At 61.0% G+C, this 25,451-nt stretch carries 24 protein-coding genes; 14 read left to right on the top strand and 10 right to left on the bottom strand.

Features of this window, described 5'->3' with window-relative positions; genetic code table 11:
• Positions 1 to 10 precede the first annotated feature (10 nt).
• The 3 genes from nrdE to R3O64_RS10105 form a co-directional block, all read right to left on the bottom strand.
• Complete coding sequence (gene nrdE / locus R3O64_RS10115; RefSeq protein WP_010190920.1) at positions 11 to 2,206, bottom strand: class 1b ribonucleoside-diphosphate reductase subunit alpha; 2,196 nt, start codon at positions 2,204 to 2,206, stop codon at positions 11 to 13.
• Between the two features lie 50 nt (positions 2,207 to 2,256).
• Positions 2,257 to 2,724 carry a class Ib ribonucleoside-diphosphate reductase assembly flavoprotein NrdI gene (gene nrdI / locus R3O64_RS10110; RefSeq protein WP_005324049.1) on the bottom strand — a complete coding sequence of 156 codons (468 nt, stop codon included), beginning with the start codon at positions 2,722 to 2,724 and terminating at the stop codon, positions 2,257 to 2,259.
• Positions 2,725 to 2,839: 115 nt separating this feature from the next.
• Positions 2,840 to 3,520 carry a metal-dependent transcriptional regulator gene (locus R3O64_RS10105; RefSeq protein ID WP_339016842.1) on the bottom strand — a complete coding sequence of 227 codons (681 nt, stop codon included), beginning with the start codon at positions 3,518 to 3,520 and terminating at the stop codon, positions 2,840 to 2,842.
• A 138-nt stretch (positions 3,521 to 3,658) separates the two neighbouring features.
• On the opposite strand from R3O64_RS10105, the gene R3O64_RS10100 reads away from it, so the two are divergent.
• Together R3O64_RS10100 and R3O64_RS10095 are read left to right on the top strand one after the other, a co-directional pair.
• Positions 3,659 to 4,258 carry an ATP-dependent Clp protease proteolytic subunit gene (locus tag R3O64_RS10100; protein WP_010190917.1) on the top strand — a complete coding sequence of 200 codons (600 nt, stop codon included), beginning with the start codon at positions 3,659 to 3,661 and terminating at the stop codon, positions 4,256 to 4,258.
• A gap of 21 nt (positions 4,259 to 4,279) precedes the next feature.
• Positions 4,280 to 4,903 carry an ATP-dependent Clp protease proteolytic subunit gene (locus R3O64_RS10095; protein WP_070447792.1) on the top strand — a complete coding sequence of 208 codons (624 nt, stop codon included), beginning with the start codon at positions 4,280 to 4,282 and terminating at the stop codon, positions 4,901 to 4,903.
• 53 nt (positions 4,904 to 4,956) lie between these two features.
• Here R3O64_RS10095 and fabG read toward each other — a convergent pair whose 3' ends face one another.
• On the bottom strand, positions 4,957 to 5,727 hold the full coding sequence (gene fabG, locus R3O64_RS10090; protein WP_070565114.1) for a 3-oxoacyl-ACP reductase FabG: 771 nt from the start codon (positions 5,725 to 5,727) through the stop codon (positions 4,957 to 4,959).
• A 41-nt stretch (positions 5,728 to 5,768) separates the two neighbouring features.
• Positions 5,769 to 7,073: an MFS transporter gene (locus R3O64_RS10085; protein ID WP_339016841.1), complete on the bottom strand. Its 1,305-nt coding sequence runs from the start codon at positions 7,071 to 7,073 to the stop codon at positions 5,769 to 5,771.
• A 198-nt stretch (positions 7,074 to 7,271) separates the two neighbouring features.
• Between R3O64_RS10085 and clpX the strand changes: the two genes are divergently transcribed.
• Entirely contained in the window at positions 7,272 to 8,567 is a 1,296-nt protein-coding gene (gene clpX / locus R3O64_RS10080; protein ID WP_070624520.1) for an ATP-dependent Clp protease ATP-binding subunit ClpX, read from the top strand.
• A gap of 242 nt (positions 8,568 to 8,809) precedes the next feature.
• Here the strand turns inward: clpX and R3O64_RS10075 are convergent, their stop codons facing one another.
• Positions 8,810 to 9,553 carry a TetR/AcrR family transcriptional regulator gene (locus R3O64_RS10075; RefSeq protein ID WP_070519465.1) on the bottom strand — a complete coding sequence of 248 codons (744 nt, stop codon included), beginning with the start codon at positions 9,551 to 9,553 and terminating at the stop codon, positions 8,810 to 8,812.
• Positions 9,554 to 9,728: 175 nt separating this feature from the next.
• On the opposite strand from R3O64_RS10075, the gene R3O64_RS10070 reads away from it, so the two are divergent.
• Complete coding sequence (locus tag R3O64_RS10070; protein ID WP_070530427.1) at positions 9,729 to 10,691, top strand: malate dehydrogenase; 963 nt, start codon at positions 9,729 to 9,731, stop codon at positions 10,689 to 10,691.
• On the opposite strand, the gene panC is transcribed toward R3O64_RS10070, so the two are convergent.
• Positions 10,688 to 11,509, bottom strand: coding sequence for a pantoate--beta-alanine ligase (panC, locus tag R3O64_RS10065; protein WP_070519469.1), 822 nt, complete (start codon positions 11,507 to 11,509; stop codon positions 10,688 to 10,690). The two genes, R3O64_RS10070 and panC, sit on opposite strands and share 4 nt — an antisense overlap.
• A gap of 11 nt (positions 11,510 to 11,520) precedes the next feature.
• Positions 11,521 to 12,342 (bottom strand): 3-methyl-2-oxobutanoate hydroxymethyltransferase, encoded by an 822-nt coding sequence (gene panB / locus R3O64_RS10060; protein ID WP_269948562.1) that lies wholly within the window; start codon positions 12,340 to 12,342, stop codon positions 11,521 to 11,523.
• Positions 12,343 to 12,399: 57 nt separating this feature from the next.
• Here panB and R3O64_RS10055 point away from each other — a divergent pair, with 57 nt between their 5' ends.
• Genes R3O64_RS10055 through ndk form a run of 6 tightly spaced genes read left to right on the top strand, consistent with a single transcriptional unit; the run spans position 12,400 to position 18,791 of the window.
• Positions 12,400 to 15,138 carry a valine--tRNA ligase gene (locus R3O64_RS10055; RefSeq protein ID WP_339016840.1) on the top strand — a complete coding sequence of 913 codons (2,739 nt, stop codon included), beginning with the start codon at positions 12,400 to 12,402 and terminating at the stop codon, positions 15,136 to 15,138.
• On the top strand, positions 15,138 to 16,667 hold the full coding sequence (gene folC / locus R3O64_RS10050) for a bifunctional tetrahydrofolate synthase/dihydrofolate synthase (RefSeq protein ID WP_339016839.1): 1,530 nt from the start codon (positions 15,138 to 15,140) through the stop codon (positions 16,665 to 16,667). Before R3O64_RS10055 ends, folC begins: the two co-directional genes overlap by 1 nt.
• Positions 16,664 to 17,110, top strand: a complete 447-nt coding sequence (locus R3O64_RS10045; protein ID WP_339016838.1) for a DUF4233 domain-containing protein — start codon at positions 16,664 to 16,666, stop codon at positions 17,108 to 17,110. Before folC ends, R3O64_RS10045 begins: the two co-directional genes overlap by 4 nt.
• Positions 17,111 to 17,158: 48 nt before the next feature.
• A complete protein-coding gene (locus tag R3O64_RS10040; protein WP_339016837.1) occupies positions 17,159 to 18,004 on the top strand; it encodes an alpha/beta hydrolase in 846 nt (281 codons plus the stop codon).
• A 5-nt stretch (positions 18,005 to 18,009) separates the two neighbouring features.
• A complete protein-coding gene (locus R3O64_RS10035; RefSeq protein ID WP_070711118.1) occupies positions 18,010 to 18,321 on the top strand; it encodes a hypothetical protein in 312 nt (103 codons plus the stop codon).
• A gap of 59 nt (positions 18,322 to 18,380) precedes the next feature.
• Entirely contained in the window at positions 18,381 to 18,791 is a 411-nt protein-coding gene (gene ndk, locus R3O64_RS10030) for a nucleoside-diphosphate kinase (RefSeq protein ID WP_039676402.1), read from the top strand.
• A gap of 136 nt (positions 18,792 to 18,927) precedes the next feature.
• On the opposite strand, the gene R3O64_RS10025 is transcribed toward ndk, so the two are convergent.
• Complete coding sequence (locus tag R3O64_RS10025) at positions 18,928 to 19,278, bottom strand: metalloregulator ArsR/SmtB family transcription factor (RefSeq protein WP_339016836.1); 351 nt, start codon at positions 19,276 to 19,278, stop codon at positions 18,928 to 18,930.
• 113 nt (positions 19,279 to 19,391) lie between these two features.
• Between R3O64_RS10025 and arsB the strand changes: the two genes are divergently transcribed.
• Positions 19,392 to 20,456: an ACR3 family arsenite efflux transporter gene (arsB, locus tag R3O64_RS10020; RefSeq protein ID WP_339016835.1), complete on the top strand. Its 1,065-nt coding sequence runs from the start codon at positions 19,392 to 19,394 to the stop codon at positions 20,454 to 20,456.
• On the opposite strand, the gene R3O64_RS10015 is transcribed toward arsB, so the two are convergent.
• Positions 20,453 to 21,256, bottom strand: a complete 804-nt coding sequence (locus tag R3O64_RS10015; protein ID WP_339016834.1) for a hypothetical protein — start codon at positions 21,254 to 21,256, stop codon at positions 20,453 to 20,455. The genes arsB and R3O64_RS10015 overlap by 4 nt on opposite strands.
• 156 nt (positions 21,257 to 21,412) lie before the next feature.
• Between R3O64_RS10015 and R3O64_RS10010 the strand changes: the two genes are divergently transcribed.
• The 3 genes from R3O64_RS10010 (at position 21,413) to rpmA (ending at position 25,397) form a co-directional block, all read left to right on the top strand.
• On the top strand, positions 21,413 to 24,568 hold the full coding sequence (locus R3O64_RS10010; protein WP_339016833.1) for a translation initiation factor IF-2 N-terminal domain-containing protein: 3,156 nt from the start codon (positions 21,413 to 21,415) through the stop codon (positions 24,566 to 24,568).
• A gap of 201 nt (positions 24,569 to 24,769) precedes the next feature.
• Positions 24,770 to 25,075, top strand: coding sequence for a 50S ribosomal protein L21 (rplU, locus tag R3O64_RS10005; protein ID WP_010190885.1), 306 nt, complete (start codon positions 24,770 to 24,772; stop codon positions 25,073 to 25,075).
• A gap of 43 nt (positions 25,076 to 25,118) precedes the next feature.
• Positions 25,119 to 25,397, top strand: coding sequence for a 50S ribosomal protein L27 (rpmA, locus tag R3O64_RS10000; protein ID WP_070519487.1), 279 nt, complete (start codon positions 25,119 to 25,121; stop codon positions 25,395 to 25,397).
• The last annotated feature ends 54 nt before the right edge of the window (positions 25,398 to 25,451 follow it).

Raw genomic sequence — 25,451 nt, 5'->3', positions numbered from 1 at the left:
GACCGTGCTTCTACAAAGCACAGGAGACGCAGCCTTCGACCTCGGTTCCTTGGAGCGCGGATTGGCGTAAACGGATGTAGTAGAGGGTCTTGATTCCGGCTTTCCAGGCATAGATCTGTGCCTTGTTGATGTCCCGCGTGGTGGTATCAGCGGTGAAGAACAAGGTCAGGGAAAGCCCTTGGTCCACGTGTTGGGTGGCCATGGCGTAGGTGTCGATGATTTTTTCGTATCCCACGGCGTAGGAGTCATCGAAATACTCCAGGTTGTCGTTGGTCATTTCCGGTGCGGGGTAGTACACGCGCCCCAAGCGGCCTTCCTTGCGTATTTCAATCTTGGAGGCAATCGGGTGGATGGACGCGGTGGAGTCATTGATGTAGGAAATTGATCCAGTGGGTGGAACTGCCTGCAAGTAGGCGTTGTAGATGCCATCTTGCATCACTTGATTCTTGAGCCGTAGCCAATCCTCGCGTTGGGGGATCTGTACGCCTGCTTCGTGGAAGAGCTGTTTTACGTGTTCAGTGGCTGGCGCCCAGTCTTGGTCGATGTATTTGTCAAAGTAGGCGCCAGTGGCATAGGTGGATTCTTCGAAGCCTGTGAATCGTTGACCTTTTTCAACCGCGAGTGCATGGGATGCGCGGAGCGCATGGTAGGTCACCGTGAGGAAATAAATATTTGTAAAGTCCAGTGCCTCGGCGCAGCCATAAGGAATACGCTGTGAAGCAAGGAAGCCGTGCAGATTCATTTGGCCCAGACCAATGGCATGCATGGAAGCATTTCCGTGAGCGATGGAAGGAACAGCTTCGATGTTCGTCAGGTCTGAAACCTTCGTGAGGGCACGCACTGCGGTTTCGACGGTCTCCCCAAAGTCCGGTGATTCAAAAGCCTTCGCAATGTTGAGCGAACCTAGATTGCAGGAAATATCCTGGCCAACGGTGGTGTAGTCACCCGAAGCTCCGTAGGTCGATGGCGTGTTGACCTGGAGGATTTCACTACACAGGTTGGACATATTGATATGTCCTTTGAGGGGATTAGCGCGGTTGACCGTATCCTCAAAGAGGATGTAGGGGTATCCGGATTCAAACTGAAGCTCAGCCAGCGTGGTGAAAAACTCGCGGGCCTTAATGGTCGTGTGAGAAATTCGCGGATTGGCAACCAACTCGTCGTAGTACTCGGTGATGGACATGTCAGACATGGCTACGCCGTACTCGCGAGTGATGTCATACGGGCTAAAAAGATGCATATCTTTGTTCTCTTTGGCCAGACGGAAGGTTATATCTGGAATAACAACCCCCAGCGAAAGAGTCTTGATGCGGACTTTCTCATCGGCATTTTCCCGCTTGGTATCCAGGAAGCGAAGAATATCTGGATGGTGCGCATGCAGGTAGACGGCTCCAGCGCCCTGCCGGGCGCCCAATTGGTTGGCATAGCTGAAGCTATCTTCGAGAATCTTCATGACTGGGACTACGCCGGAAGCCTGGTTCTCTATCTTTTTGATCGGGGCTCCGGATTCGCGCAGATTGCTCAGCAACAAGGCCACTCCACCACCGCGCTTTGATAGTTGCAGTGCAGAGTTCACGCTGCGGCCAATGCTCTCCAAATTGTCTTCGATTCGCAGGAGGAAGCAGGAGACCATTTCGCCGCGCTGGGCTTTGCCTGCGTTGAGAAAAGTAGGGGTGGCGGGCTGGAATCGTCCGGTCATGATGTCATCCACCAGCTTTTCTGCGAGCTCTTCGTCGCCCTGTGCAAGGTATAAAGCTGTGGTGGCGACGCGTTCTTCGTAGCCTTCTAGGAATCGGGAGCCATCAAAGGTTTTCAGTGCATATGAAGTAAAGAATTTAAATGCGCCGAGGAAGGTGCGGAATTGGTGCTTAGCTCGATGAGCTCTGTCATACATGGCGCACAGAAAGGCGTCATCATAAAGCTCAAGGAAATCCCGCTCGTAGTACTCGTTATCAACCAACCATTCCAAGCGTTGCTTGGTGGAATCGAACTGATGCATGCGGGGAGCGACATGGTGCGTGACATAGTCTTGTGCTGCCTGAATGTCCTTGTCAAACTGGATTTTTCCAGAAGCGTCGAACAAGTTCAGCTGTGCGTTGAGTGCGTGGTAGCTCTTGCGCTTGCCGACCCCGCCGGCATTGTCTGCTGAAGCGGTGCGGAGCGTAGTGCCATGAGGTTGTGTGGGGGTGGCATCGAGAGGCCACATTGTGTCTTCCAATCTGTGTGATGCGGATGGGTTCTTCATCTTGCGGGGGATTAATGGGGTGTCATCGTTAGCTGCTTTTGCTGCTCCCAAAACTTCTGAAGGCCCTGCTTTACGGCGGCGATGTCCTTCTGTGTGCCGAGAAGCTCGAAGTGATACAGCTCCGGTACGTGGCACTTGGCGGAAATGATGCGTCCGGCGACGCAGTAAGCACTTCCGAAGTTGGTATTCCCTGAGGTAATAACGCCCCGGATAAAGGAGCGGTTGATTGGGTCATTGAGGAAGTCGATGACCTGTTTGGGGACTGCGCGTTTGAGCGAGCCTCCGCCGTAGGTGGGAACGATGAGTACGTACGGGTGTGAAACCTGGATCATCCCGGTTTTCTTGGGGCGCAGTGGAATGCGCACCGCGGGTCTATCTAAGCGTTCAACGAATCTTTTTGTGTTTTCTGAAACGCTGGAAAAGTACACCAAATCTGGTGAGTCTGACATGGCAATCCTGCTCATCCTGGCCTTAGCCATAAGTGGGATAGGTGATATTCGAAAAGACTAACTACGCAATGCCGTAGTTGCAACTACGGCCTAACGTAGTTTTGAAAAGGGCAGGTGAGGGCAGGATTAAAACAAAGGGGAAGGTCTAAAGGCTGTGGTGTGCTACAAACACTGCGTCGGTAGCTGGGCGTCCAAGTACTACCCACTGAGTGCTGCCGGCCACCTGTATTTCGAGAGAGTCTGAAAAGGGCGCTCCCTCGCGCGTGCTAAGAACAGCCCCAGTGACAATGCCGCGCTCTTCAAGGAACTTCAGCAGTTGTGGGTCGGAATCAGAAATGCGTTCCACGGTCACCTGCGATTGTGCACCGCTGTCGGTGAGACGGTGCGCACTGGGGATTGTGATCTGTCCATCAACCGTAGGGATAGGATCGCCGTGTGGATCCCTAGTGGGGTAATCAAGGAACTTATCCACACGTTCTATGAGCATGTCGGACACCGCGTGTTCGAGATTTTCGGCTTCATTATGGACTTCGTCCCACGTGTAGTCCAACGCTTGAACCAAAAAAGACTCAAGCAATCGGTGGCGGCGCACCATGACCAATGCGTACTGCCTGCCAAGTTCGGTTAACTCCACAGAGCCATAGGGCGTGTGTGACACGAGTCCTTGCTTCGACATTTTGCGCACTGCATCGGAAACCGAGGAGAGCTTGAGTCCCAACTGTTTCGCTATAAGTGTGGCGGTAACGGGCTCGGACGACCATTCCTTTAGCCCCCAGATTGCTTTCAAATAGTTCTGGGTACTGGTGGATAGCTCGGAAACAGACATGAGCAAATGTTAACCCAGCTTCCGTATGCGCCTTTGGTGCTGCGCCCCAACGCTCATAGCGAACAGAGGCCAAGTTTGAGAGGAATGCCGGTAAGGTGGGGCCAGTTAAAGCATTCTTCACTTGAAGGAGAACCATTCATGTCTGAGAAGATTTCAATGAACTCGTCGTCTACGGGTATGAATCTGAGCGATAGCGTGTATGAGCGCCTGCTGCGCGAGCGCATTATCTTCCTGGGAACCCAGGTGGATGATGAGATTGCCAACAAACTGTGCGCCCAGATCCTCCTGCTGTCTGCAGAGGACCCCACGCGCGATATTTCGCTTTATATCAACTCGCCGGGTGGCTCCGTTACCGCGGGCATGGCAATCTACGACACGATGAAGTACTCGCCGTGCGATGTGGCTACCTATGGCATGGGCCTGGCTGCTTCGATGGGCCAGTTCCTCCTGTCTGGTGGCACCAAGGGCAAGCGCTACGCGCTGCCGCACGCCCGCATCATGATGCACCAGCCTTCCGCTGGTGTGGGTGGTACCGCTGCAGATATCGCCATCCAGGCTGAGCAGTTCGCGCAGACCAAGCGTGAGATGGCTGAGCTCATCGCTGAGCACACTGGCCAGACCTTCGAGCAAATCACCAAGGATTCGGACCGCGACCGCTGGTTTACCGCCCAGCAGGCCAAGGAATACGGCATCGTCGACCACGTCATCGAGTCCGTCAACGGTCCTATCACCAACTAGGGAACAAGGAGCTTTATCACTATGTCGAACCTTCAGATGCCTTCTTCCCGCTACGTTCTGCCGGAGTTCATTGAGCAGAACGCACAGGGATCGAAGACCACCAACCCGTATTCCAAGCTCTTTGAAGAGCGCATCATCTTCCTGGGCACCCAGGTCGATGACACCTCCGCCAACGACATCATGGCGCAGCTGCTGGTCCTGGAATCCCAGGATCCGGATCGCGACATTACGATGTACATCAACTCCCCGGGTGGCTCCTTCACCGCGCTGATGGCTATCTACGACACCATGCGCTACGTTCGCCCGGACGTGCAAACCGTCTGCTTGGGCCAAGCCGCGTCCGCAGCAGCCGTCTTGTTGGCCGCTGGCGCCCCGGGTAAGCGCGCCGCTCTGCCGAACTCTCGCGTGCTGATTCACCAGCCGCGCACGCAGGGCACGCAGGGCCAGGTCTCTGACCTTGAGATCGAGGCCAACGAGATCGAGCGCATGCGCCGCCTCATGGAAGAGACCCTGGCCGAGCACACCGGCCGCACCGCAGAGCAGGTGCGCATCGATACCGACCGCGACAAGATCCTCACCGCGCAGGAAGCCGTCGAATACGGTCTCATCGATACCGTCTTTGATTACCGCAAGCTCAACGCCTAAGTGAGCAAGCTTAAAGCCCCGCTGTCTAGTAGATAGCGGGGCTTCGGTCATGCCTAGGCTTCGTAGGGCGGCAGGATGGCCTCGGGGGACTCGGGGAGGATCTGGCCGCCGTCGATAATGAGGGTCTGGCCGGTGATGTAGCCTGCCTCGCGGGAGGTGAGGAAGGCCGCGGCATTGCCGATATCGCGCGGGGACCCTAAACGGTGCATGGGAATGGAGCGCGCCATCTGGTCGAGGTACTCCTGACCCTGGCCCTCCAAACCCTCGGTGAGGATGTTGCCTGGTAGAACTCCATTGATGGTGATGCCATCGCGCGCCACTTCCAGGGCGGCGGAGCGCATGAAGCCCTGCTGCGCGGCCTTCGAAGCGCCGTAGTGCGCCCAGCCTGGGTAACCGGTGTGCGAGCCGGTGATAGACGTCGTGATGACGATGCGCCCGTAGCCCGCCTTCTTCATGTAAGGCAGCGCCTCCTGCACCACGGTGAAGGTACCGTGCGTGTTGATGGCGAACATGGTGTCCCACTGCTCGTCGCTCATGTCCTCGAGCGGGCAGTTGGGGAAGACACCGGCGTTGGAACAGACAATGTCGATGCGGCCATAGCGCTTGACGACGTCCCCATAAAGGGTGCGGACGGAGTCGCGCGAGGTGACGTCGACAAGCAGGGCGTCCGCGCCGAGTTCTTCGGCGGTTTTGTGTGCGGCTTCTTCGTTGAGGTCAGCGATGATGACGGTCGCGCCGGCCTCGCGCAGGGCACTGACGATACCGCGGCCGATGCCGGCGGCACCGCCGGTGACGATGGCAACCTGGTCCTGAAGATCGAACATGTGAAGCTCCTTAGCGGTTGAGGGTGGCTCTGAGCCCCAGCCTAGGCCGCTACCGGTTGTGGCGTGCTGTGCTTTGTGGTCGCCGTGTAGGCACGCACGCCGATGAGGGAGAGCGCGGCCAGCACCGCGGTAACACCAGCGAGGGTGTAGAGGCCCGTCGGGGTCCAGCCTGTTTCGAGGAGGTAGCCGGCCAGGATAGGCGCGAGGGTGGCGCCGACGCGGGCGATGCCGATGGCGGCGCCCGTTCCCGTGGTGCGCAGTGCGGAAGGGTAGACCTCCGGGGTGACGGTATAGAGGCCGGAAATGCAGGCGTTGAGGCTAAGGCCTACGCCGACACCGAGGGCGAACATGAGGGGGGGCACGGCGGTGGAGTTGATGAAGCCGACGAGGACGACGGAGGAGACAAGACAGAAGGCGATGAGCAGCGGGCGGGCGTCGATGCGCGTGGTGAATAGGCCGAAGAGGATGGCGCCGATAGCCCCGCCGAAGGAGAGCATGATGCCGCCGATGATGCCTTGTTGAGCAGTCAGGCCCTCGGCGGTAAGTAGCTTCGGGGTCCACTGTGAGGTGAAGTTGTAAGCAAACATGATGAAGCTGAATGCCAGCCAGAGCTTGATGGAGGTGCGCAGGAACTGTGGGGAGATGAGGTCCTTGTAGGACGCCTTGTGGGTGGTGCGGGGGCGGACGCTGACCTCGCTCTTGAGGCCGAGCTTGGCGGTGATGGTGCGCACGGCGTCCATGCGGCCGCGGGCGGCGAGGAAGTCGGCGGACTCGGGGACGACAGCAACCGTGAGGATAAGGGCCACGACGGTGAGCGTTGCGCCGACCCAGAAGATGGGTTGCCAGCTATCGAAGGTTGATGCGATAACACCGCAGAAGGATGCACCAAGGCCGTAGCCGGAGGCATAAATGGCGACGGCCAGTCCGCGGAAGCGCAGGTTGGAATACTCGCTGACGAGGACGGTGACGCAGACGAGGACGCCGCCGACGCCAATGCCGGTGATGAGGCGGAAGAAGAGGAGAAGGCTAAACGTTGGCGCGAGGGCGGTGAGAACGAGGCCGACGAGGTCGATGATGAGTGAGACGGTAATCAGTGTGGTGCGCCCGAGGCGGTCAGCTAGCGGGGCAAGGAAGAAGGAACCGAGGCCGATACCGATAAGCGCGGCGGAGAGGAGCCAGCCTAGGGAGGAATTGGACAAGGCGAACTCTTCGCTGACAGGTCCGGCGCCGAAGGCCATGGCCACCATGTCGTAGCCGTCGAGAGCGTTGAGGAAGAGGGCGATGGCGATGATGAGCCACTGGCGCGCGCCCATGGGGGAGCGGTCGATGAGTTCGCGGATGTCCATGAAAGTCTTTCTGCTGATGGAGAGGTTTCGATGTAAGTTAGTGAACCGCTCTGTCTATGTCCATTAACTGCCGTTTTAAATTCAGTGGCGCGCCGCCGCGCGAGGAATAGCGCTCGGGTCTGGGTGGTTTACTAGAGTGGAATGGACTGCGGTAAAATCGCTCCACCCAACCCCAGAGAAAAGAGTTGAAAGGCCTTCATGGCACGTATGCAAGAAAGCGCTGACCTGCTCAAGTGTTCCTTCTGTGGAAAGAGTCAGAAGCAGGTGAAGAAGCTTATCGCCGGCGGCGGCGTCTACATCTGTGACGAGTGCATCGAGCTCTGCAACGAAATCATCGAAGAGGAGCTCGGCGCGGCTCAGGCTGAGGCGGACGAAGAGAAGGAAATGCGCCTTCCGCGTCCTTCGGAGATTTCGGCTTTTCTGGATAAGTATGTCATCGGCCAAGACCAGGCCAAGCGTGTGTTGTCGGTGGCTGTGTACAACCACTACAAGCGCATCAAGGCTGAGGAAGCCGCGGGCTTGGAAGGCCGTCGGAAGAAGACTCAGGATGAAGAAGTGGAGATTGCCAAATCCAACATCCTGATGCTGGGCCCGACGGGCTCCGGCAAGACCTACCTGGCGCAGACCCTGGCACGTTTGCTCGATGTGCCCTTTGCGATCGCGGATGCCACGAGCCTGACCGAGGCCGGTTACGTGGGCGAGGACGTTGAGAACATCCTGCTCAAGCTGCTGCAGGCTGCGGACTTTGATGTGGAGCGCGCGCAGCACGGCATCATTTACGTCGATGAGGTGGATAAGATCTCCCGCAAGTCGGAGAACCCCTCGATTACCCGCGATGTGTCCGGTGAGGGCGTGCAGCAGGCGCTGTTGAAGATCCTCGAGGGAACCGTGGCGGCCATCCCGCCGCAGGGCGGACGTAAGCACCCGAACCAGGAGTTCATCCAGCTGGATACCACGAACATCCTCTTCATCGTGGCCGGTGCTTTCGCGGGCTTGGACAAGGTGATTTCGGAGCGCGTGGGCAAGAAGGGCGTGGGATTCGGCGCCAAGCTGGAGAGCAAGGACGAGAAGGAGTCCGTCGACTTCTTCTCCCAGGTGCGCCCAGAGGACCTGGTGAAGTTCGGCCTCATCCCGGAATTCATCGGCCGCCTTCCGGTGGTTGCCACGGTGGACAACCTGGACCGCGAATCGCTGGTTAAGGTATTGGTGGAACCGAAGAACTCCCTGGTCAAGCAGTACCAGCGCCTGTTCAGTATGGATGGTGCGGAGCTGCACTTCGAGGATGCGGCGCTGGAGGCAATTGCCGAGCTAGCACTCGAGCGCAAGACCGGTGCCCGCGGCCTACGCGCCATCATGGAGGAGCTGCTCGTTCCCATCATGTATGACCTTCCGGACCGCGAGGACATTGCCAGCGTCCACATCACGCAGGACTGCGTGACTGACGGCGGCGAGCCGGAGTTCGTGTACTCGGATGAGGCGAAGGAATCCGCCTAAACGGCATCTTATAAAAGGCATCTTCACGGCTGAAGATGCCTCTTGCGCTGTCTAAAAGGCGTTTTCAGGCCTAAAAACGCCGTCTGTCAGATGCCATCTTCGTGCTGGGGGGGCAAAGGAACCAGATGAGTGGGACCATTTAGCTATGGCGCGAGATCGTGACCTGGGATTATGCACGGGCCGGCGGGTAAATGGTTCCTTTACTGTGGTTTTATTGCTCGCCCGGTGCTGGGAAGAGGGTTCTACTCGTAGAGGTCCCGGGACACGTCGCCTTCGTCCTCGGTGGAGTAGACGTCCAAGGGCGCGGATTCGGCTTCCAGCTCGGTCTCGTTCTGCTTGAGGTAGGACTCAAAGCCAATGTCGGGGATGTTCGCCGTGAGGAAGGCCAGCACGGCATCGACGGCCATGCGGTGCAGACCCTCGGTGTTGTTGTGGGTGTGCATATCGATGTCGAGCAGATTGCTCATCATCGCGTGATTTGTCACCCGGTACATCGTCAGCGCCGAAATCAGAGTGAAGATATCGTTCGCAGAAATGCCCGGGCGGAAGGCGCCGGAATCTTGGCCCAGCATAAGCAGCCTGTCGAGGTGGAGGGAGATCGCTGAAACGTCGACAAGCGCGTGCGAGGACTCCAGCACACTGTGAGAGGACTCCATCGTCAGCATCCGGATGGCCTCCGGGTTGTCCACGTGCTGGCGGAACATCCAGTCCACCAAAGTGCGCACGCCCTCTACCGGGACCGCGGAATTGATTTCCAAGCTGCCCTCCGGAGGGTTGAGCCGCTGGGCAGCTGCAGCCAATGCCTGCTGGTAGAGGCCCTTTTTATCCCCGAAGTAGTAATGGATCATGCGCTTGGACATTCCAGACAGCTTCGACACGGTTTCGAGCTTGGTATCGGCATAACCGTGCTCAGAAAACTGCGCTATCGCAACATCGATCACGTGCTCAACAGAGCCGGAGTCGACCGTTGCAGTCTCAGTGCTCATGGAAAGTCCCGTCTAGTCGATGAATATGCGTACAGTTGTCCACTATGCCGAAAAAAGACGGCCATGGAGTTCAAGTGCAAAGAACTCGCATCTTTCGGGGGTAAAATCACACCCCATGGGGGCGAAAAACGGGACTAGGGTGGGGAAGTGAGTACCCAGCCGAAAGGATTCACACATGACTGCTTCTCAACCCGTCAAGATCACCGTGACCGGCGCCGCCGGCAACATCGCGTACTCCCTGCTGTGGCGCATCGCTGCCGGCGATGTCTATGGCAAGGACACTCCAGTTGAACTCGCATTGCTGGAAATCCCGGACGCCGTTGGTGCCGCTGAGGGCGTGGCCATGGAACTTAATGACTCCGCCTTCCCGCTCCTTCGCGGCATTACCGTCACCGATGATCCGGAGGTGGCCTTCAAGGACACCAAGGCCGCTTTCCTCGTGGGCTCCCGCCCGCGCACCAAGGGTATGGAGCGCGCTGACCTGTTGGAGGCTAACGGCGCTATCTTCACTGTGCAGGGCAAGGCGCTGAACGCCGTCGCCGCACGCGACGTTCGCGTCCTCGTCGTGGGCAACCCGGCCAACACCAACGCCTATATCGCCGCGAACAGCGCTCCGGACCTGGACCCGAGCCAGTTCAGCGCGCTCATGCGTCTGGACCACAACCGCACGCTGAGCCAGGTGTCCCTCAAGACGGGCGTGCCCACCGCGGAGCTGACCAAGGTTGCCGTTTGGGGCAACCACTCCGCCTCCCAGTTCCCGGACCTGACCTACTCCAACGCCGAGGTAGATGAGACCTGGTACAAGGAGGAGATGATTCCGAAGGTGGCCAAGCGCGGCGCCGAGATCATCGCCGTGCGTGGCCGCTCCTCGGCAGCCTCCGCAGCATCCGCCGCGGTGGATCACATGCACGATTGGATCCATGGCACCGAGGATTGGCGCACCGCCGCCATCGTTTCGGATGGTTCCTATGGCGTGGACGAGGGGCTCGTCGCAGGTTTCCCCACCGTCTCCCGCGACGGAAAGTGGGAAATCGTCCAAGGCCTGGAGCTTAGTGACTTCCAGAAGGAGCGCATCGAGGCCTCCGTGCAGGAGCTGCGTGAGGAGCGCGAGGCCGTAGCCCACCTGCTGAAGGGCTAAGCCTCCAGCACCAAGTTATCGATGAGTCGCACCGGCCCCACCTGCGCTGCAACCAGCGCCAAGGCGGGCCGGTGTTGTGTATCTACGGGCTCGAGCGTGGCTGGGTCCACCACGGTGAGGTAATCCACCGTCACGCCGGGGGAGGTGGCGAGCTGGGCCTCGGCTTCTTTGAGCGAGGCGCCATCCTGCAGCGCGAAGAGCGCCTGGGATAGGGCGACCGCCTGCTCACGCTCGGCGGCACTGAGGCGTGCATTGCGGCTGGACTCGGCCACGCCGTCCGTTGCGCGCACGATGGGCACGCTGATGATGTCCAGCGGCACATCGAGGTCCGCCACCAGGCGACGGATGATGGCTACTTGCTGCGCATCCTTTTGCCCAAAATAAGCGCGGTCCGGTGCGACAAGGTGAAACAGCTTGCTCACCACGGTGGCCACGCCATCGAAGTGGCCGGGGCGCGAGGCACCTTCCAAGACCGAGCCCATCTCACCCGTGCGCACCCACACCCGCGGGGTACCGCCCGGGTACATTTCCTCCACGCTGGGGGCGAAGACCGCATCGACTCCCAACGAGTCCAGCAGCGCGGCATCCGCGTCGAGGGTGCGCGGGTAGGCGCGGTAGTCTTCGCAATCGCCCAGGTCCGTGAACTGGAGGGGGTTGACAAAGACCGAGCACACCACGGTGTCGTTGTCTTCGCGGGCGCGGCGAATGAGGGAAGCGTGGCCGTCGTGAAGCGCGCCCATCGTGGGTACCAAGCCCACGGAGCCGGACGTTGCCGCGCGGAAGGCACGGAGTTCGGATTTAGTTGTGAGGATCTGCATGGCTTAAGACCTTAGTCCTCGAAGGACTCCTCGGCGTTGGGGAAGGAGCGTTCGTTCACATCGGACACGTACTCCTTCGCGCCCTCCAGCAGTGCGCCGCGCAGATTCGCGTAGCGGCGCACAAATCGCGGCGCCTTGGGCCCGCCCAGGCCGAAGGCATCGGTCCACACCAGAATCTGACCGTCGGTCTGCGCGCCGGCGCCGATGCCAATGGTGGGGATAGGCAGCTCCTTGGTCACCTGCTCAGCAAGGGCTGCCGGGACCATCTCCAGCACCACGGCGAAGGCGCCGGCCTCGGCGAGGGCGCGGGCGTCGTCGTGAAGCTTCTCCGCACCGGCACCCCGGCCTTGGACTACGAAGCCACCCAAGGCGTGGACTTGCTGGGGCGTAAAGCCAATGTGGGCGCAGACGGGGATGCCGGCGGCGACAAGCGCGGCAACAATCGGTGCGCGCTCCGCACCGCCCTCCAGTTTCACGGCCTGCGCGCCGGTTTCCTTCATGACGCGCACCGCGGTCTCGAGTGCCTGGGAGGGGCCGTCCTCATAGGAGCCAAAGGGAAGGTCCACCACCACGAAGGCACGGGAGGTCGATGCAACCACCGCGCGGGCGAGGGGGATCATCTCATCCAGGGTGAGCGAGAGCGTGGTTTCGCGGCCCAGGACCACGTTGGCCAGGGAATCGCCGACGAGCAGGAGATCTACCCCGGCTTCATCGAAGATTTCGGCGGTCATGCAGTCATAGCTCGTCAGGCACGCGAAGGCCTGAGAGTTTTCTTTAGAGCGGGCGAAATGGCGGGTGCGGAGGCGGGCGCGGTGGCCAGGGTTGTGAGACATGCCCTTACTCTAGACACGGCGCTGGTGCCAGTTGACGCACAGGGTAGAGTTGGCCAGGTGACTGATCAGAATAAAGAGCAACTCGTTGGCACCAACCGCGCGGACCAGCTTCCCAAGTCCTGGGAGCCGCAGGCAGTAGAAAAAGACCTCTACGAAGGCTGGGTAAGCGCCGGTTACTTCACCCCGGATGCGTCCTCGGAGGCGGAGCCTTATTCCATCGTGCTGCCGCCGCCGAACGTCACCGGCCAGCTGCACATGGGCCACGCCCTGGACCACACTCTGATCGACTCCATCATTCGCCGCAAGCGCATGCAGGGTTATGCCACCCTGTGGCTGCCGGGCGCTGACCACGCCGGTATCGCTACCCAGACCAAGGTGGAGGCCCGCCTGCGTGAGCAGGAGGGCAAGAAGCGCTGGGACTATGAGCGCGAGGAATTTATCAACAAGGTCTGGGAGTGGAAGGAAGAATTCGGCGGCACCATCCAGAACCAGATGCGCGCCATCGGTGACTCGGTGGACTGGTCCCGCGAGCGCTTCACCCTGGATGATGGCCTCTCCCGCGCCGTGCAGACCATCTTCAAGACCCTCTACGACGAGGGCATGATCTACCAGGCTAACCGTCTGGTCAACTGGTCCCCGGTGCTGGAGACTGCGGTGTCCGATATCGAGGTCGTGTACAAGGACGTCGAGGGCGAGCTCGTGTCCATTCGTTATGGTTCGCTGAACGACGACGAACCGCACCTCATCGTTGCCACCACCCGTGTGGAAACCATGCTGGGTGACGTCGCCATCGCCGTCCACCCCGACGACGAGCGCTACGCCCACCTGGTGGGTAAGGAGCTGCCGCACCCCTTCCGCGATGATTTGAGCCTGAAGATCATCGCCGATGATTATGTGGACATGGAATTCGGTACCGGTGCCGTGAAGATCACCCCGGCGCACGATCCGAATGACTACGCCATGGGCCTGCGCCACGACCTGGACATGCCCACGATCATGGACACCACCGGCCACATCGCGAACACCGGAACGAAGTTCGACGGCCTGACCCGCGAGGAAGCTCGCGTGGAGATCCGTGAGGCGCTGCGCGAGCAGGGCCGCATTGTCAAGGAGATTCGCCCCTACGTCCACTCCGTGGGCCACTCGGAGCGCTCCGGCGAGCCCATCGAGCCGCGCCTGAGCCTGCAGTGGTTCGTGGCCGTGGAGAAGATGGCGAAGATGTCCGGTGATGCCGTCCGCGAGGGCGATACCACCATCCACCCGAAGTCCCTGGAGCCGCGCTACTTCGAGTGGGTCGATGACATGCACGATTGGTGCATCTCCCGCCAGCTGTGGTGGGGCCACCGCATCCCGATCTGGTACGGCCCGGAGGGCGAGGACGGCCAGCGCGACATTATCTGCGTCGGCCCCGACGAGGAAGCCCCAGAAGGCTACGTTCAGGACCCGGACGTTCTGGATACCTGGTTCTCCTCTGCGCTGTGGCCTTTCTCCACGATGGGCTGGCCGGAAAAGACCGCCGATCTGGAGAAGTTCTTCCCCACGAACGTGTTGGTCACCGCCTATGACATCCTCTTCTTCTGGGTCGCCCGCATGATGATGTTCGGCACCTTCGCCGGCGCCCACACCCCGGAGCTGCTCGGTGAGGGCAAGGACGGCCGCCCGCAGGTTCCGTTCACGGATATCTACCTGCACGGCCTGGTGCGCGATGAGCAGGGCCGCAAGATGTCGAAGTCCTTGGGCAACGGCATCGACCCGATGGATTGGGTGCGCGACTATGGCGCGGACGCACTGCGCTTCACCCTGGCCCGCGGCGCGAACCCGGGCGTGGACCTGCCGCTGGCTGTCGATGCCGCCGCTGCCGGCCGCAACTTTGCGACCAAGCTCTTCAACGCCACCAAGTTCGCGCTCATGAACGGCGCGGGCGTGGCTGAGCTGCCGGCACGCGACGCGCTGACCGACGCCGACCGCTGGATCCTCGACCGCTCCGAAGAGGTCCGCGCCAAGGTGGACGCCTACCTGGATGATTACCAGTTTGCCAAGGCTAACGAGCTGCTCTACCACTTCGTGTGGGATGAGCTGTGTGACTGGTACCTGGAGATTGCCAAGACCCAGATCCCGCGTGACTTCGATGGGGCGAGCGCCGAGGAGCAGGCTACCGGACGTACGACCCAGATCGTTCTGGGCCGCGTTCTTGATCTGGTTCTGCGTTTGCTGCACCCGACGATGCCGTTTGTCACCGAGGTCCTGTGGAAGGCCCTGACCGGTGGGGAGACCATCGTCACCGCGCAGTGGCCTACCCAGGAGCACACCAACGGCGGCGCCGAGAAGGACGAGGTAGCCGCCCGCCGCATTCAGGACGCAGACAAGCTCATCACTGAGCTGCGCCGCTTCCGTTCCGATCAGGGTGTCAAGCCTTCGCAGAAGGTCCCGGGCCGCCTCGACTTCGCCGCGGCCGACCTGCAGGAGCAGGAAGGGCTCATCCGCAACCTGGCCAACACCACCGAGCCGGGTGAGGACTTCACCGCGTCCGCCTCCATCGAGGTGCGCCTGTCCCAGGCCACCGTCGAGGTCACCCTGGACACCTCCGGCGCCGTCGACGTCATCGCTGAGCGCAAGCGCCTGGAGAAGGATCTGGCCAAGGCCCAGAAGGAGCTGGACCAGACCGGCAAGAAGCTGGGTAACGAGGCCTTCCTGTCCAAGGCGCCGGAGGCCGTCGTGGAGAAGATCCGCGTGCGCCAGCAGGTGGCTCAGGAAGAAGTCGAGCGCATCACCGCACGTCTGGAGGGGCTCAAGTAGTGGCGGGGGAGAAAGACCGCGAGGAATTTGAGGTCGTCGATGCCCTCGCGGAGGGCACCGATGGCGGGCCGGTCGAAATCACCGACTCCGGCCTAACGCTCAACCTCGGCGGCGAGGATGACTACGAGGAGGCAGCGCCCGAGCAGGCCACGCCGGAGGAGCTCGCGGAGCTGGCTCAGGTGACCGCGGAGCTCAACGCGCGTGCCCCGGAGACTATCATTGAGCCCAGCCTCGAGCGCATCGAGATGCTCATGGATCTCTTGGGCAACCCGGAGCGTTCCTTCCACGTCATCCAGGTTGCAGGCACCAACGGCAAGTCCTCGACCGCGCGCATGATCGATTCGCTGCTGCGCTCCTTCCACCGCCGCGTAGGCCTAGTGACCAGCCCGCACCTGCAGCTAGTCACCGAGCGCATCGGCATCGACGGCCACCCCATCCACCCGCGCGACTTCGTGCGCATTTGGCGCGAAATCAAGCCCTATGTGGAAATGGTGGATTCCCGCTCCGACATCCCCATGTCCACCTTCGAGGTGCTGGTGGGTATTTCCTACGCGGCCTTCGCCGATGCGCCCATCGACGTCGCCGTGGTCGAGGTTGGCCTTGGCGGCACGTGGGATGCCACGAACGTGGTCAACGCGGAGGTAGCCGTGGTCATGCCGGTGGGTCTCGACCACACGGATTACCTCGGTGACACCATCACCGAGATCGCCGGTGAAAAGGCCGGCATCATCAAAGCCCGCGAGCACGATGCCGACGACGTGCTCACGCCGGGGGAGAACATCGCTATCATCGCCGAGCAGGAGCCGGAGGCCATGCGTGTGCTGCTGCAGCGCACCGTCGACGTCGGCGCCGGCGTAGCGCGCGCGGGCTCCGAGTTCGCCGCGCTGGAATCCCGCATTGCCGTCGGCGGCCAGCAGCTCACCATCCAAGGTCTCGGCGGCCTCTATGAGGACATCTTCCTGCCGCTGCACGGCGAGCACCAAGCCAAGAACGCGGCCGTCGCCTTGGCGGCGGTGGAGGCTTTCTTCGGGGCGTCGTCAGGCAATCAGCTCGATATCGCCTCCGTGCGCACCGGCTTTGCCAAGGCCGTTTCCCCCGGACGCTTGGAGCGCGTGCGCACCAGCCCCACGACCTTCTTGGACGCCTGCCACAACCCGCACGGCGCTAAGGCCCTAGCCGCAGCGCTCGACCGCGACTTCGACTTCGCCCGCCTCATCGGCGTGGTGTCCATCTTCGCCGACAAGGACGCCGCCGGCATCCTCACGGCCCTGGAATCCGTTCTCACGGAAGTCGTGATTACTCAGAACACCTCGCCGCGCGCCCGCGATGCCTACGAGCTAGCGGAGCTCGCCCGCGACATCTTCGGTGAGGAGCGCGTGTATGTCGAACCCGAGCTGCCCAGCGCCTATACCCAAGCCGTGGAATTGGCGGAGGAGGCCGATGTGCAGTCCGGTTCCGGCATCGTGATTACTGGCTCGGTGGTCACGGCAGGTGACGCCCGCGCACTCTTTGGAAAGGAGCCCGCATGAGCCCCCGCAAACCCGTCCCCGAGGAGGAGATCGGCCCGCTCGGACTAGGCCAAGCGCCGGCCAAGGATCCCCTCAAGCAATTCGGTGGCATGGTGGTGGCCAGTTCCCTCACGCTGGAACTCATCACCTTGGTTTTGGCGCTGCCGATGCTGTACAAGCTGTATGACGGCACCCTGTGGACCCCGTTCAACTATGGCGTGGTCATCGGATTTATGGTGCTGTTGTTAGCGTCCTTCCCGTTCATGAACAAGTCCTGGGTCGTCGGGGTATTGATCGTGTTCCACGTCATCGGCATTGTTCTTGGTTTCATGGTCCACTGGTCCGTGGCCACGATCTTCATCATCTTCGCCCTTCTTTGGGCTCTGGCGGCGTATATGCGCTCGGTGATCGTCGCCCGCATGGAGCGCGGTTACCTCACCACGCAGCACCTGACTGAGAAGTAGGTCGCTGCGGTGTATATCCGGCCCGAGCTGCGCGCAGGCGCGGCGTTCATGTCGCTTTTCGATCCGACTAATCCGCTCATCCGCCGTGCCGGGCGCATCGTGCCAGCGCTGTGGCCGGCACCTTTAATCCAGGGCGTGCGCACGCGGCGGGTGAAGAACACCGAAATCCACGCGACCATCTATAGCCCGGAGAACCCGCGCGGCGCGGTGCTGTGGATCCACGGGGGCGGTCTGCTCATGGGACATCCGCGCCAGGACGTCAAGCACCTCAAGGAGACCGCCGCAGAGGTTGGAGTCACCGTCGTCGCGCCGCACTACCGCTTCGCCCCGGAAAATCCCTATCCGGCCGCGCTTGACGACGTCCACTCGGCCCACCACTGGCTCCTCACGCACGCGGAGGAGCTGGGAATTAGTCCGGATCGGATTGTCATCGCCGGCCAAAGCGCCGGGGGAGGGCTGGCTGCCGCGTTGTGCCAGCGCCTCCACGATGAAGGCGGGGTTCAACCAGCGGGGCAGTGGTTGTTTTGCCCGATGCTCGATGACCGCACAGCATTCACCGACCGCAACCCCATCTGGGACGCAGATTCCAACGCGCAGGCGTGGCGCTTCTACGTCGATGGCAACCCGGAAGCACCCTATGCCGTGCCCGGCCGCCGCACGGATCTGTCGGGGCTACCGCCGGCGTGGCTCTACGCGGGTAGCAGCGAGCTTTTCTACGGCGAGATTATGGATTACGCCGAGCGCCTGAAAACTGCTGGTGTGCCAACACAGTGCGAGGTTGTAGAAGGCGGCGTGCATGCCTTCGAGTTGTGGGCTCCCCATACCGCGGCGGCAAAGCGCCTGCTCATGCGCTCTCGCGTTTGGCTGCAGTCGACACTCAACGCGCTAGACTAACGGGCATGCTCTTTCTGCTCTACGGTCTTTCCGCACTGCTGTGCATCGCCGCGCTCGTGGCCAAGCTGTATTTCGGTGGCTTCGCGTTCCCGCTCGCACTGCTGATTCCGGCCTTCGTCTTCCTCGTCGTCGGTATGCTCAAGCAGCAGCGCGATGAGCGGCCGGTGGAGTTTGCGGATCTGGAAGAGTGGCACCGCGAGGAGCTAAAAAGCCTGCTGGAGAGCGGTCAATACGGCACGGCCGTGCGTCAAGTGCAGTTGTGGTTTCGCGGAACGAGCCATGAGCGCGCGGAAGAAATCGTGCAACACCTCACGTAACGCTTAGAATTAGCCCCACTGTCAGGACGCGGGAGCACCTGTTCTGTACTATGTGCCCTATGACTGAACGTACACTCATTCTCATCAAGCCGGATGGCGTCAAGAACGGCCACGTGGGCGAGATCATCTCTCGCATCGAGCGCAAGGGCCTGAAGCTCGTCGCCATGGATCTGCGCGTCGCCGACGAGGAGACCGCTAAGAAGCACTACGCCGAGCACGAGGACAAGCCTTTCTTCGGCGAGCTCGTTGACTTCATCACCTCTGCACCGTTGGTTGCTGGCATCGTCGAGGGCGAGTCCGCTATCGCCGCATGGCGTCAGCTGGCCGGTGGCACCCACCCGGTGGAGAAGGCCACCCCGGGCACCATCCGCGGTGACTTCGCTCTGACCGTTGGCGAGAACGTCGTCCACGGTTCCGACTCCCCGGAGTCCGCTGAGCGTGAGATCTCCATCTGGTTCCCGAACCTCTAAAGAAGTTCATCGCGCCTAGCGCGCAATAAAGCCCGAGCAGTTCACAACGATGAATGAACTGCTCGGGCTTTTGTCATTTCTGGCCCTTAGCCCGAACCCGTCCTGTGTGCTCGAGCACAGATAATCTGGGCGCGGCTTAGTCGAACGAGAGCAGCGTGCGCAATGCCATAAAGGCGTCTTTGTGCACCTGGTGGGTGACGGTGCGGCCGCGTTGCTGTCTGGATAGCAAGCCTGCCTCCCGCAGGCGCGCTAGGTGGTGGGAGACCGTGGGCTGGCTCAGCGCAGTGAGCTCGGTGAGTTCCGTGACGCTCATGGGTCCACAGCCTTCATCGCACAGGATGGACAAAAGACGCAGGCGTGCTGGGTCTGCCAGCACTTTGAATTGCTGCGAAAAATGCCTCGCCTCGGCGTCGCTGAGCGGGCCCGTGCTTAAGGAGCAACACTCAGTGCCGCGCGCGCTGGTCTCGGGCGTGGAAGAGGAAGCCATGCGATCAGTATAGGGGTTATTCTTGCGCCCTACGTTATATTGACGCATATCAATACGTGCTGTACATTGCATGTTTGCATCGTGCTCTGTTCAACGTTGAAGGAGGGAGAGACATGGCTGTGCCGCAGCGCCCGACGTTGTCTTTTCTTGATCGGTTTCTACCCGTGTGGATCATTCTGGCGATGGCCGCCGGACTGCTCATTGGCCACCTCATTCCCGGGATTGGCCAAGCCTTGGGCGCCGTTGAAGTCGGCGGGATTTCCATCCCGATCGCCATTGGCCTCCTCGTCATGATGTACCCACCCTTGGCCAAGGTTCGCTACGAGAAGACCAAGGAAATTGCCACGGATGGCCGCCTCATGGCAGTATCGCTCGTCCTCAACTGGCTGGTGGGGCCGGCGTTTATGTTTACTCTGGCGTGGCTGTTCTTGGCGGACCAGCCGGAGCTGCGGACCGGCCTCATCATTGTGGGACTTGCGCGCTGTATTGCCATGGTGCTTGTGTGGTCGGACCTCTCGTGCGCTGACCGCGAGGCAACGGCTGTGCTTGTCGCCCTGAACTCCATCTTCCAGGTCGCTATGTTTGGTGTTCTGGGCTGGTTCTACCTTCGCGTCCTCCCCGGATGGCTGGGCTTGGACACGACGAGCGCTGACTTTTCCTTCTGGGCCATCGTCAAGGCCGTACTCGTCTTCTTGGGCATACCGTTCCTGTTGGGTGCGCTGTCTCGCGTGTGGGGCGAAAAGGTAAAAGGACGGGAATGGTTTGAGAACCGCTTCCTCCCAGCCGTATCGCCCCTGGCCATGATTGGTCTGCTGTACACAATTGTGTTGCTCTTCTCCCTGCAGGGCGAGCACATTGTGGAACAGCCAGTAACGGTAGCGCGCGTGGCTGTGCCGCTGGTTATCTATTTCGTGGGCATGTTTGTATTGTCGCTGGGCGTGGCAAAGGCCGTTGGTATGAATTACGCGCAGTCTGCCAGTGTGGCGTTCACTGCAGCAGGAAACAACTTTGAACTTGCCATTGCAGTATCCATCGGCACCTTCGGAGCGATGTCTGCTCAAGCCCTTGCCGGAACGATTGGTCCCCTTGTTGAAATTCCAGTCCTCGTTGGTCTGGTCTATTTCATGCTGTGGATTGGTCCGAAACTCTTCCCGGGAGATGACACTCTTCCGCGCTAGCGCGTGCGTGCAGCGTCCATGCTGCGCACGCCAACTTCGGTCAGAGTGATGTTAAAGGTCCGCTGGTTCTTGCCATAAATAAAACCAGACATTTTCACTACGCCGGACTTTTCGAGCTCGCGCATTTCCTCCTCGAGCCCCTCCTCGTAGCCGAGTAGCCTGCTCAATGCCGGGATGGAAATGGTGTTACCGGTAACGGCGCCCGCCGCCACCAGTCCGCTGAGGGCCTCCGGGTGATCCTCCACGGCGGCAATGCTTTTCTCTGTGACGCCATCCAAGCTGTCCTTTTCTGTGATGGCTTTGATGCGGCGCTTGCCCACGCGAAAGGCAGTGGTGCCGAAGGCGCGGCCACCGATGATAAACGCCGGTATGGCAAAGGTCGTGTGGCCCGCTGCTACGAGGATAGGGTTGAGCGATATATCGCCGACAATCCCGGTGGACTGAATTCCCTCAGTGATGAGAGGGGAGAAGATAGCAAGCACCGGTAGAAAGTAGGCGAGAAGAGGGTAATCGCCCGCCCGGTACTCTTCTTGCGCAGCTTGGACGAACTTTGGCTTGCTGCGAATGATGCGGATGGCGCCGTAGAGCATCACCATGATGAGCACCGCGTAGACCGGGACCGCGTAGGGATAGGGGAAGTCAACGACGCGAAGGCCTGAAGCGATGCCCGCGGGCACGGCTACGGTCACGATATTCCGCAGCGCGATCTCGTTGCGGGCGCGCGCCTGCGCCACAGTGCGTGGCGCGTGGACAGGTATTTTCCGCTCTGCAGGTGTGTTTGTGGGCGCGCCGTTGGACATAGCGGCGATACTAACATGTGAGCCTTAATCGAGCTCTGTGCCAGAATAGAAGGCGCTGACAACTTAATAAAGATGATGAGAATTTTTCAAAGACTCACTACCGTGTGGCGGCAACCTGCGCCCGGGGTGAGCACAACGTCAGGAGATAAGCCACTGATGGCATCCAAGAAGAAAACAAAAGAAGAACGTATTGAATCGACGTTGGTTGCGGCTGTAGCGGGGATTGACCGCGAGGCACTCGCGCCCAAGACCCGCCTTTATGCCTTGGCCAAGCAGGTGGGCGTGGCTTCCAAGGAATTGGTGGCCCAGTTCGCGGAGATGGGAATCAAGAAGTCCGCACAGTCCACACTGACGCCGGAAGAGGTGGGCCAGCTTATCGACGTCCTCGTGCCCGCCACCGAAGCTCCCGAGCAGGCCGCCACCGAGGACGCCAACCCGGCTGCAGCCACGGCCGATGCTGCGCAGACCCCCGAAGAACCTGTCGAAGAAACTACTGAAGCCCCGGCTGAAGAAAAGCCGGAGAAGACCGTGAAGAAGAAGCGCGCCAAGCGCGCGGCGAAGCGCGTGAGCAAGGCAGGCAAGAAGGCTGAGCCGAAGGGGCAGGCAGGGGAACCCACACCGGAAGAGCCTGCTGCGCAGCCGGAGCAGCCGGAGCAGTTGAGCGAGGAAGAAGAAAAGCTGCGTGAGCGCGTGCGCAAGAACGTTGATAACGAGATTTCGCAGATCGTCGACAAGGTCGATGCCGAAATGCTGCACGAGGCGCTCGCCGAGGCCGGTGATAGCGACGAGGACGAGGACCTCACCCCGCTGATCACCCCGATGGCTGAGGAAGACCCGGACGTGTACGACTTCGCGCCGGTCTTCATGGCGCCGAAGATCACTCCGCTGGCCAAGCGCCAGAAGCCAGAAAAGCGCGAGGAAGAAACCGAGGAAGATTCGGCGCCGTCGAACCAACCGCGTGGTCGCCGTCGCGGCAGCCGCGGAACCTCCCGCGGCCGCGGGGCGGAAAGCCGCGGGCCAGCCCGCGAGGAAGTCGAGCACATTGAAGAGCCGAAGGCCATCAAGGGCTCAACCCGCATCGAGGCGCAGCGCCGCCGCCGTGCGGAGCTGCGGGAGAAGGGCCGCGAGCGCCAGCACATCGTCTCCCAAGCGGAGTTTCTCGCGCGTCGCGAATCTGTAGAGCGCACCATGGTGGTGCGCGATAAGCAGCGCACCGACGGCGCGGGCATCATCACCCAGGTCGGTGTGCTGGAGGATGATCTCCTGGTTGAGCACTTCGTCACGACGGAGACGCACCCCTCCCAAATTGGCAATATCTACTTGGGCCGTGTGCAAAACGTGCTGCCCTCGATGGAGGCAGCCTTCGTCGATATCGGACAGGGCCGAAACGGCGTGCTGTACGCGGGCGACATCGACTGGCGCGCATTGGGCATTGGCGGACGCGGCCGCAAGGTGGAAAACGCCTTGAAGTCCGGTGATCAGGTCCTAGTTCAGGTGGCCAAGGATCCCATCGGCCACAAGGGCGCGCGCCTGACCACCCAGATTTCTTTGGCCGGCCGCTTCCTGGTGTATGTGCCGGGCGGGCGCAGCGCGGGTATTTCCCGCAAGCTGCCGGCGCCGGAGCGCAAGCGCCTCAAGGGGATTCTGGAGCGCGTCATCCCGGGGGATGGCGGCGCCATCATCCGTACCGCAGCGGAGAACGTGTCGGAGGAGGACATCGCGTCCGACGTCAACCGCCTGCACTCCCTGTGGGAGGACATTAGCGCCCGCGCCGCGCACGAGAAGGCAACGAAGGGTGCCAAGCCGGTCACCTTGTACGAAGAGCCGGACCTGCTCATCAAGGTCGTGCGCGACCTTTTCAACGAGGACTTCAGCACCTTGGTTGTGGACGGCAAGCGTTCCTACAACACGGTCAGCGCCTATGTGGACTCCATGGCGCATGACTTGGCGGACCGCGTTGTGCGCTATGACGCCCGCGACCACGATGGCGAGGATGCCTTCAGCGCCTACCGCATTGATGAGCAGCTGCAGAAGGCCCTGAGTCGTAAGGTGTGGCTGCCGTCTGGCGGCACCCTCGTCATTGACCGCACTGAGGCCATGACGGTCATTGACGTCAACACGGGCAAATTCACCGGCTCCGGTGGCAACCTCGAGGAGACGGTGACCCGCAATAACCTCGAGGCGGCCGAGGAGATCGTGCGCCAAATGCGCCTGCGCGATATCGGCGGCATGATCGTCGTGGACTTCATCGATATGGTGCTGCCGGAAAACCAGGACCTTGTGCTGCGCCGCCTCAAGGAAGCGCTGGGACGTGACCGGACGCGCCACCAGGTTTCTGAGGTCACCTCACTGGGCCTGGTGCAGATGACGCGAAAGCGCGTGGGCACCGGCCTCATCGAGACTTTCTCCACCGAGTGCGAGGCCTGCCATGGCCGGGGAATCATCATTCACGAGTACCCGGTTGATGAGGATGCCGAGGAAGAGAATTCGAAGCCGCAGCGCCGTGGCCGCAAGGAGCGCCGCGCACCGCAGCGCGATCCGAAGCAGCACCCGGCTGCCGTGCGCATGCACCGCGACGAGGAGGAAGCCGCCGAGCATGGAAACGGCGCAGAACAGGACACAACGCGCGACGACGAGTCCTCCTTGGAGGAGCTCGTGGCCAACGTGGTCGTCGTCGACGAGGACGAGCCGGATACCCCGGATAGCGCCTCCATTGGCTATGCCGTAGCGGAAAGCTTGGACGCGAAGCGCTCGAAGCCGAAGTCGAAGGCGAAGCGCTCGCGCAAGCCGCGCCGGGCAACGCGTACCTTCCGGGAGCCACAGCGCGAGGAGACGAGCGAGGGCTCGCGCGCGAAGCACGGCAAGCGCGATGAGCACGCCGGTGCGGAAAAGGCATCCACGCAGCGCTCGGAGCAGACCTATGACGAGGCTGTTGAAGCCTTTGAGAAGTCACCGCGCCGCAAGCGCCGCACGCGCGGAAATTCCCGCTCGGATATTCGCCCGAAGCGTGAAGACTTCGCGCAGGACGAGACCCCAGCAAAGGACGCTCAACTAGCCACCTCTAAAAAGGAGGCCAAGGCTGAGCGCAAGGGTGCGGAGCCGGGCGAGAACGCGAGCGTGCGCGCGACCCGCAGCCGCGGCCGCCGCCGAGTGGTGCGCAAGATGGCACAGAGCCAGTCCACCCCGGCGTCGAATGAACGCGGACAGGGGAGCGAAGCGCAGCGGCGAGAGTCTTCCGCACAGACCACAGCGTCGAAGGCACGAAAGGGCGGGCGCGGGAGGCGTCGAGTAGCACGGCGCAGGTCGCGCTAGAAAAGGCGTTTTGCCTTTTCGCCCCCTCACGGGGTAGTCTTTGACAGTCGCTGTTTAGACCATGAATGCGCTCGATGGGACGCGCTGCGGTTCCCGCACGTCTCTCGCGGATGTGGTTCTAAACGCCAATGTCCAATGTCCATTCGTTAGCGGCACCACCCAGCTGCTAGCGAGCCGAGTTTAGATAAGGGGTAGCCCTCTATGTACGCGATCGTCAAGACCGGCGGAAAGCAGTACAAGGTTGCTGAAGGTGACCTCGTCAAGGTCGAGAAGATCGAGGGTGAGCCGGGTTCCTCCGTTGCTCTCACCCCGGTTCTGCTCGTCGATGGCGCAACCGTCAAGTCGAAGGCTGCAGACCTGGAGAAGGTCTCCGTCTCCGCTGAAATTGTCGAGCAGGGCAAGGGCCCGAAGATCGACATCCTCAAGTACAAGAACAAGACTGGTTACAAGCGTCGCCTTGGTCACCGTCAGCCGGTGACCACGCTGAAGATTACCGGTATCAAGTAAGCCTTAACCGGCTCTAATTCATCCCTGAAGGAGGGGAAACCACATGGCACACAAGAAGGGTGCTTCCAGCTCCAGCAACGGTCGCGATTCCGAGTCCAAGCGCCTCGGCGTTAAGCGCTTCGGTGGTCAGCAGGTTAAGGCCGGCGAGATCATCGTGCGTCAGCGCGGCACCAAGTTCCACCCGGGTGAGAACGTTGGTCGCGGCGGCGACGATACCCTGTTCGCTCTCGCGGCAGGCTCTGTTGAGTTCGGCGTCAAGCGTGGACGTCGTCTGGTCAACATTGTTCCGGCCGAAGAGGTTGTTGCAGAAGCAACTGCCTAAGAGCTTCATGGCGTAATCCCGAGCTTTTCGCTCGGGATTTTGTCGTTTTCACGC

The organism is Corynebacterium hesseae, from assembly GCF_037850265.1.
GTDB classification, from domain to species: Bacteria; Actinomycetota; Actinomycetes; order Mycobacteriales; family Mycobacteriaceae; genus Corynebacterium; species Corynebacterium hesseae.
This window is presented reverse-complemented; position numbering and strand designations above follow the sequence as displayed.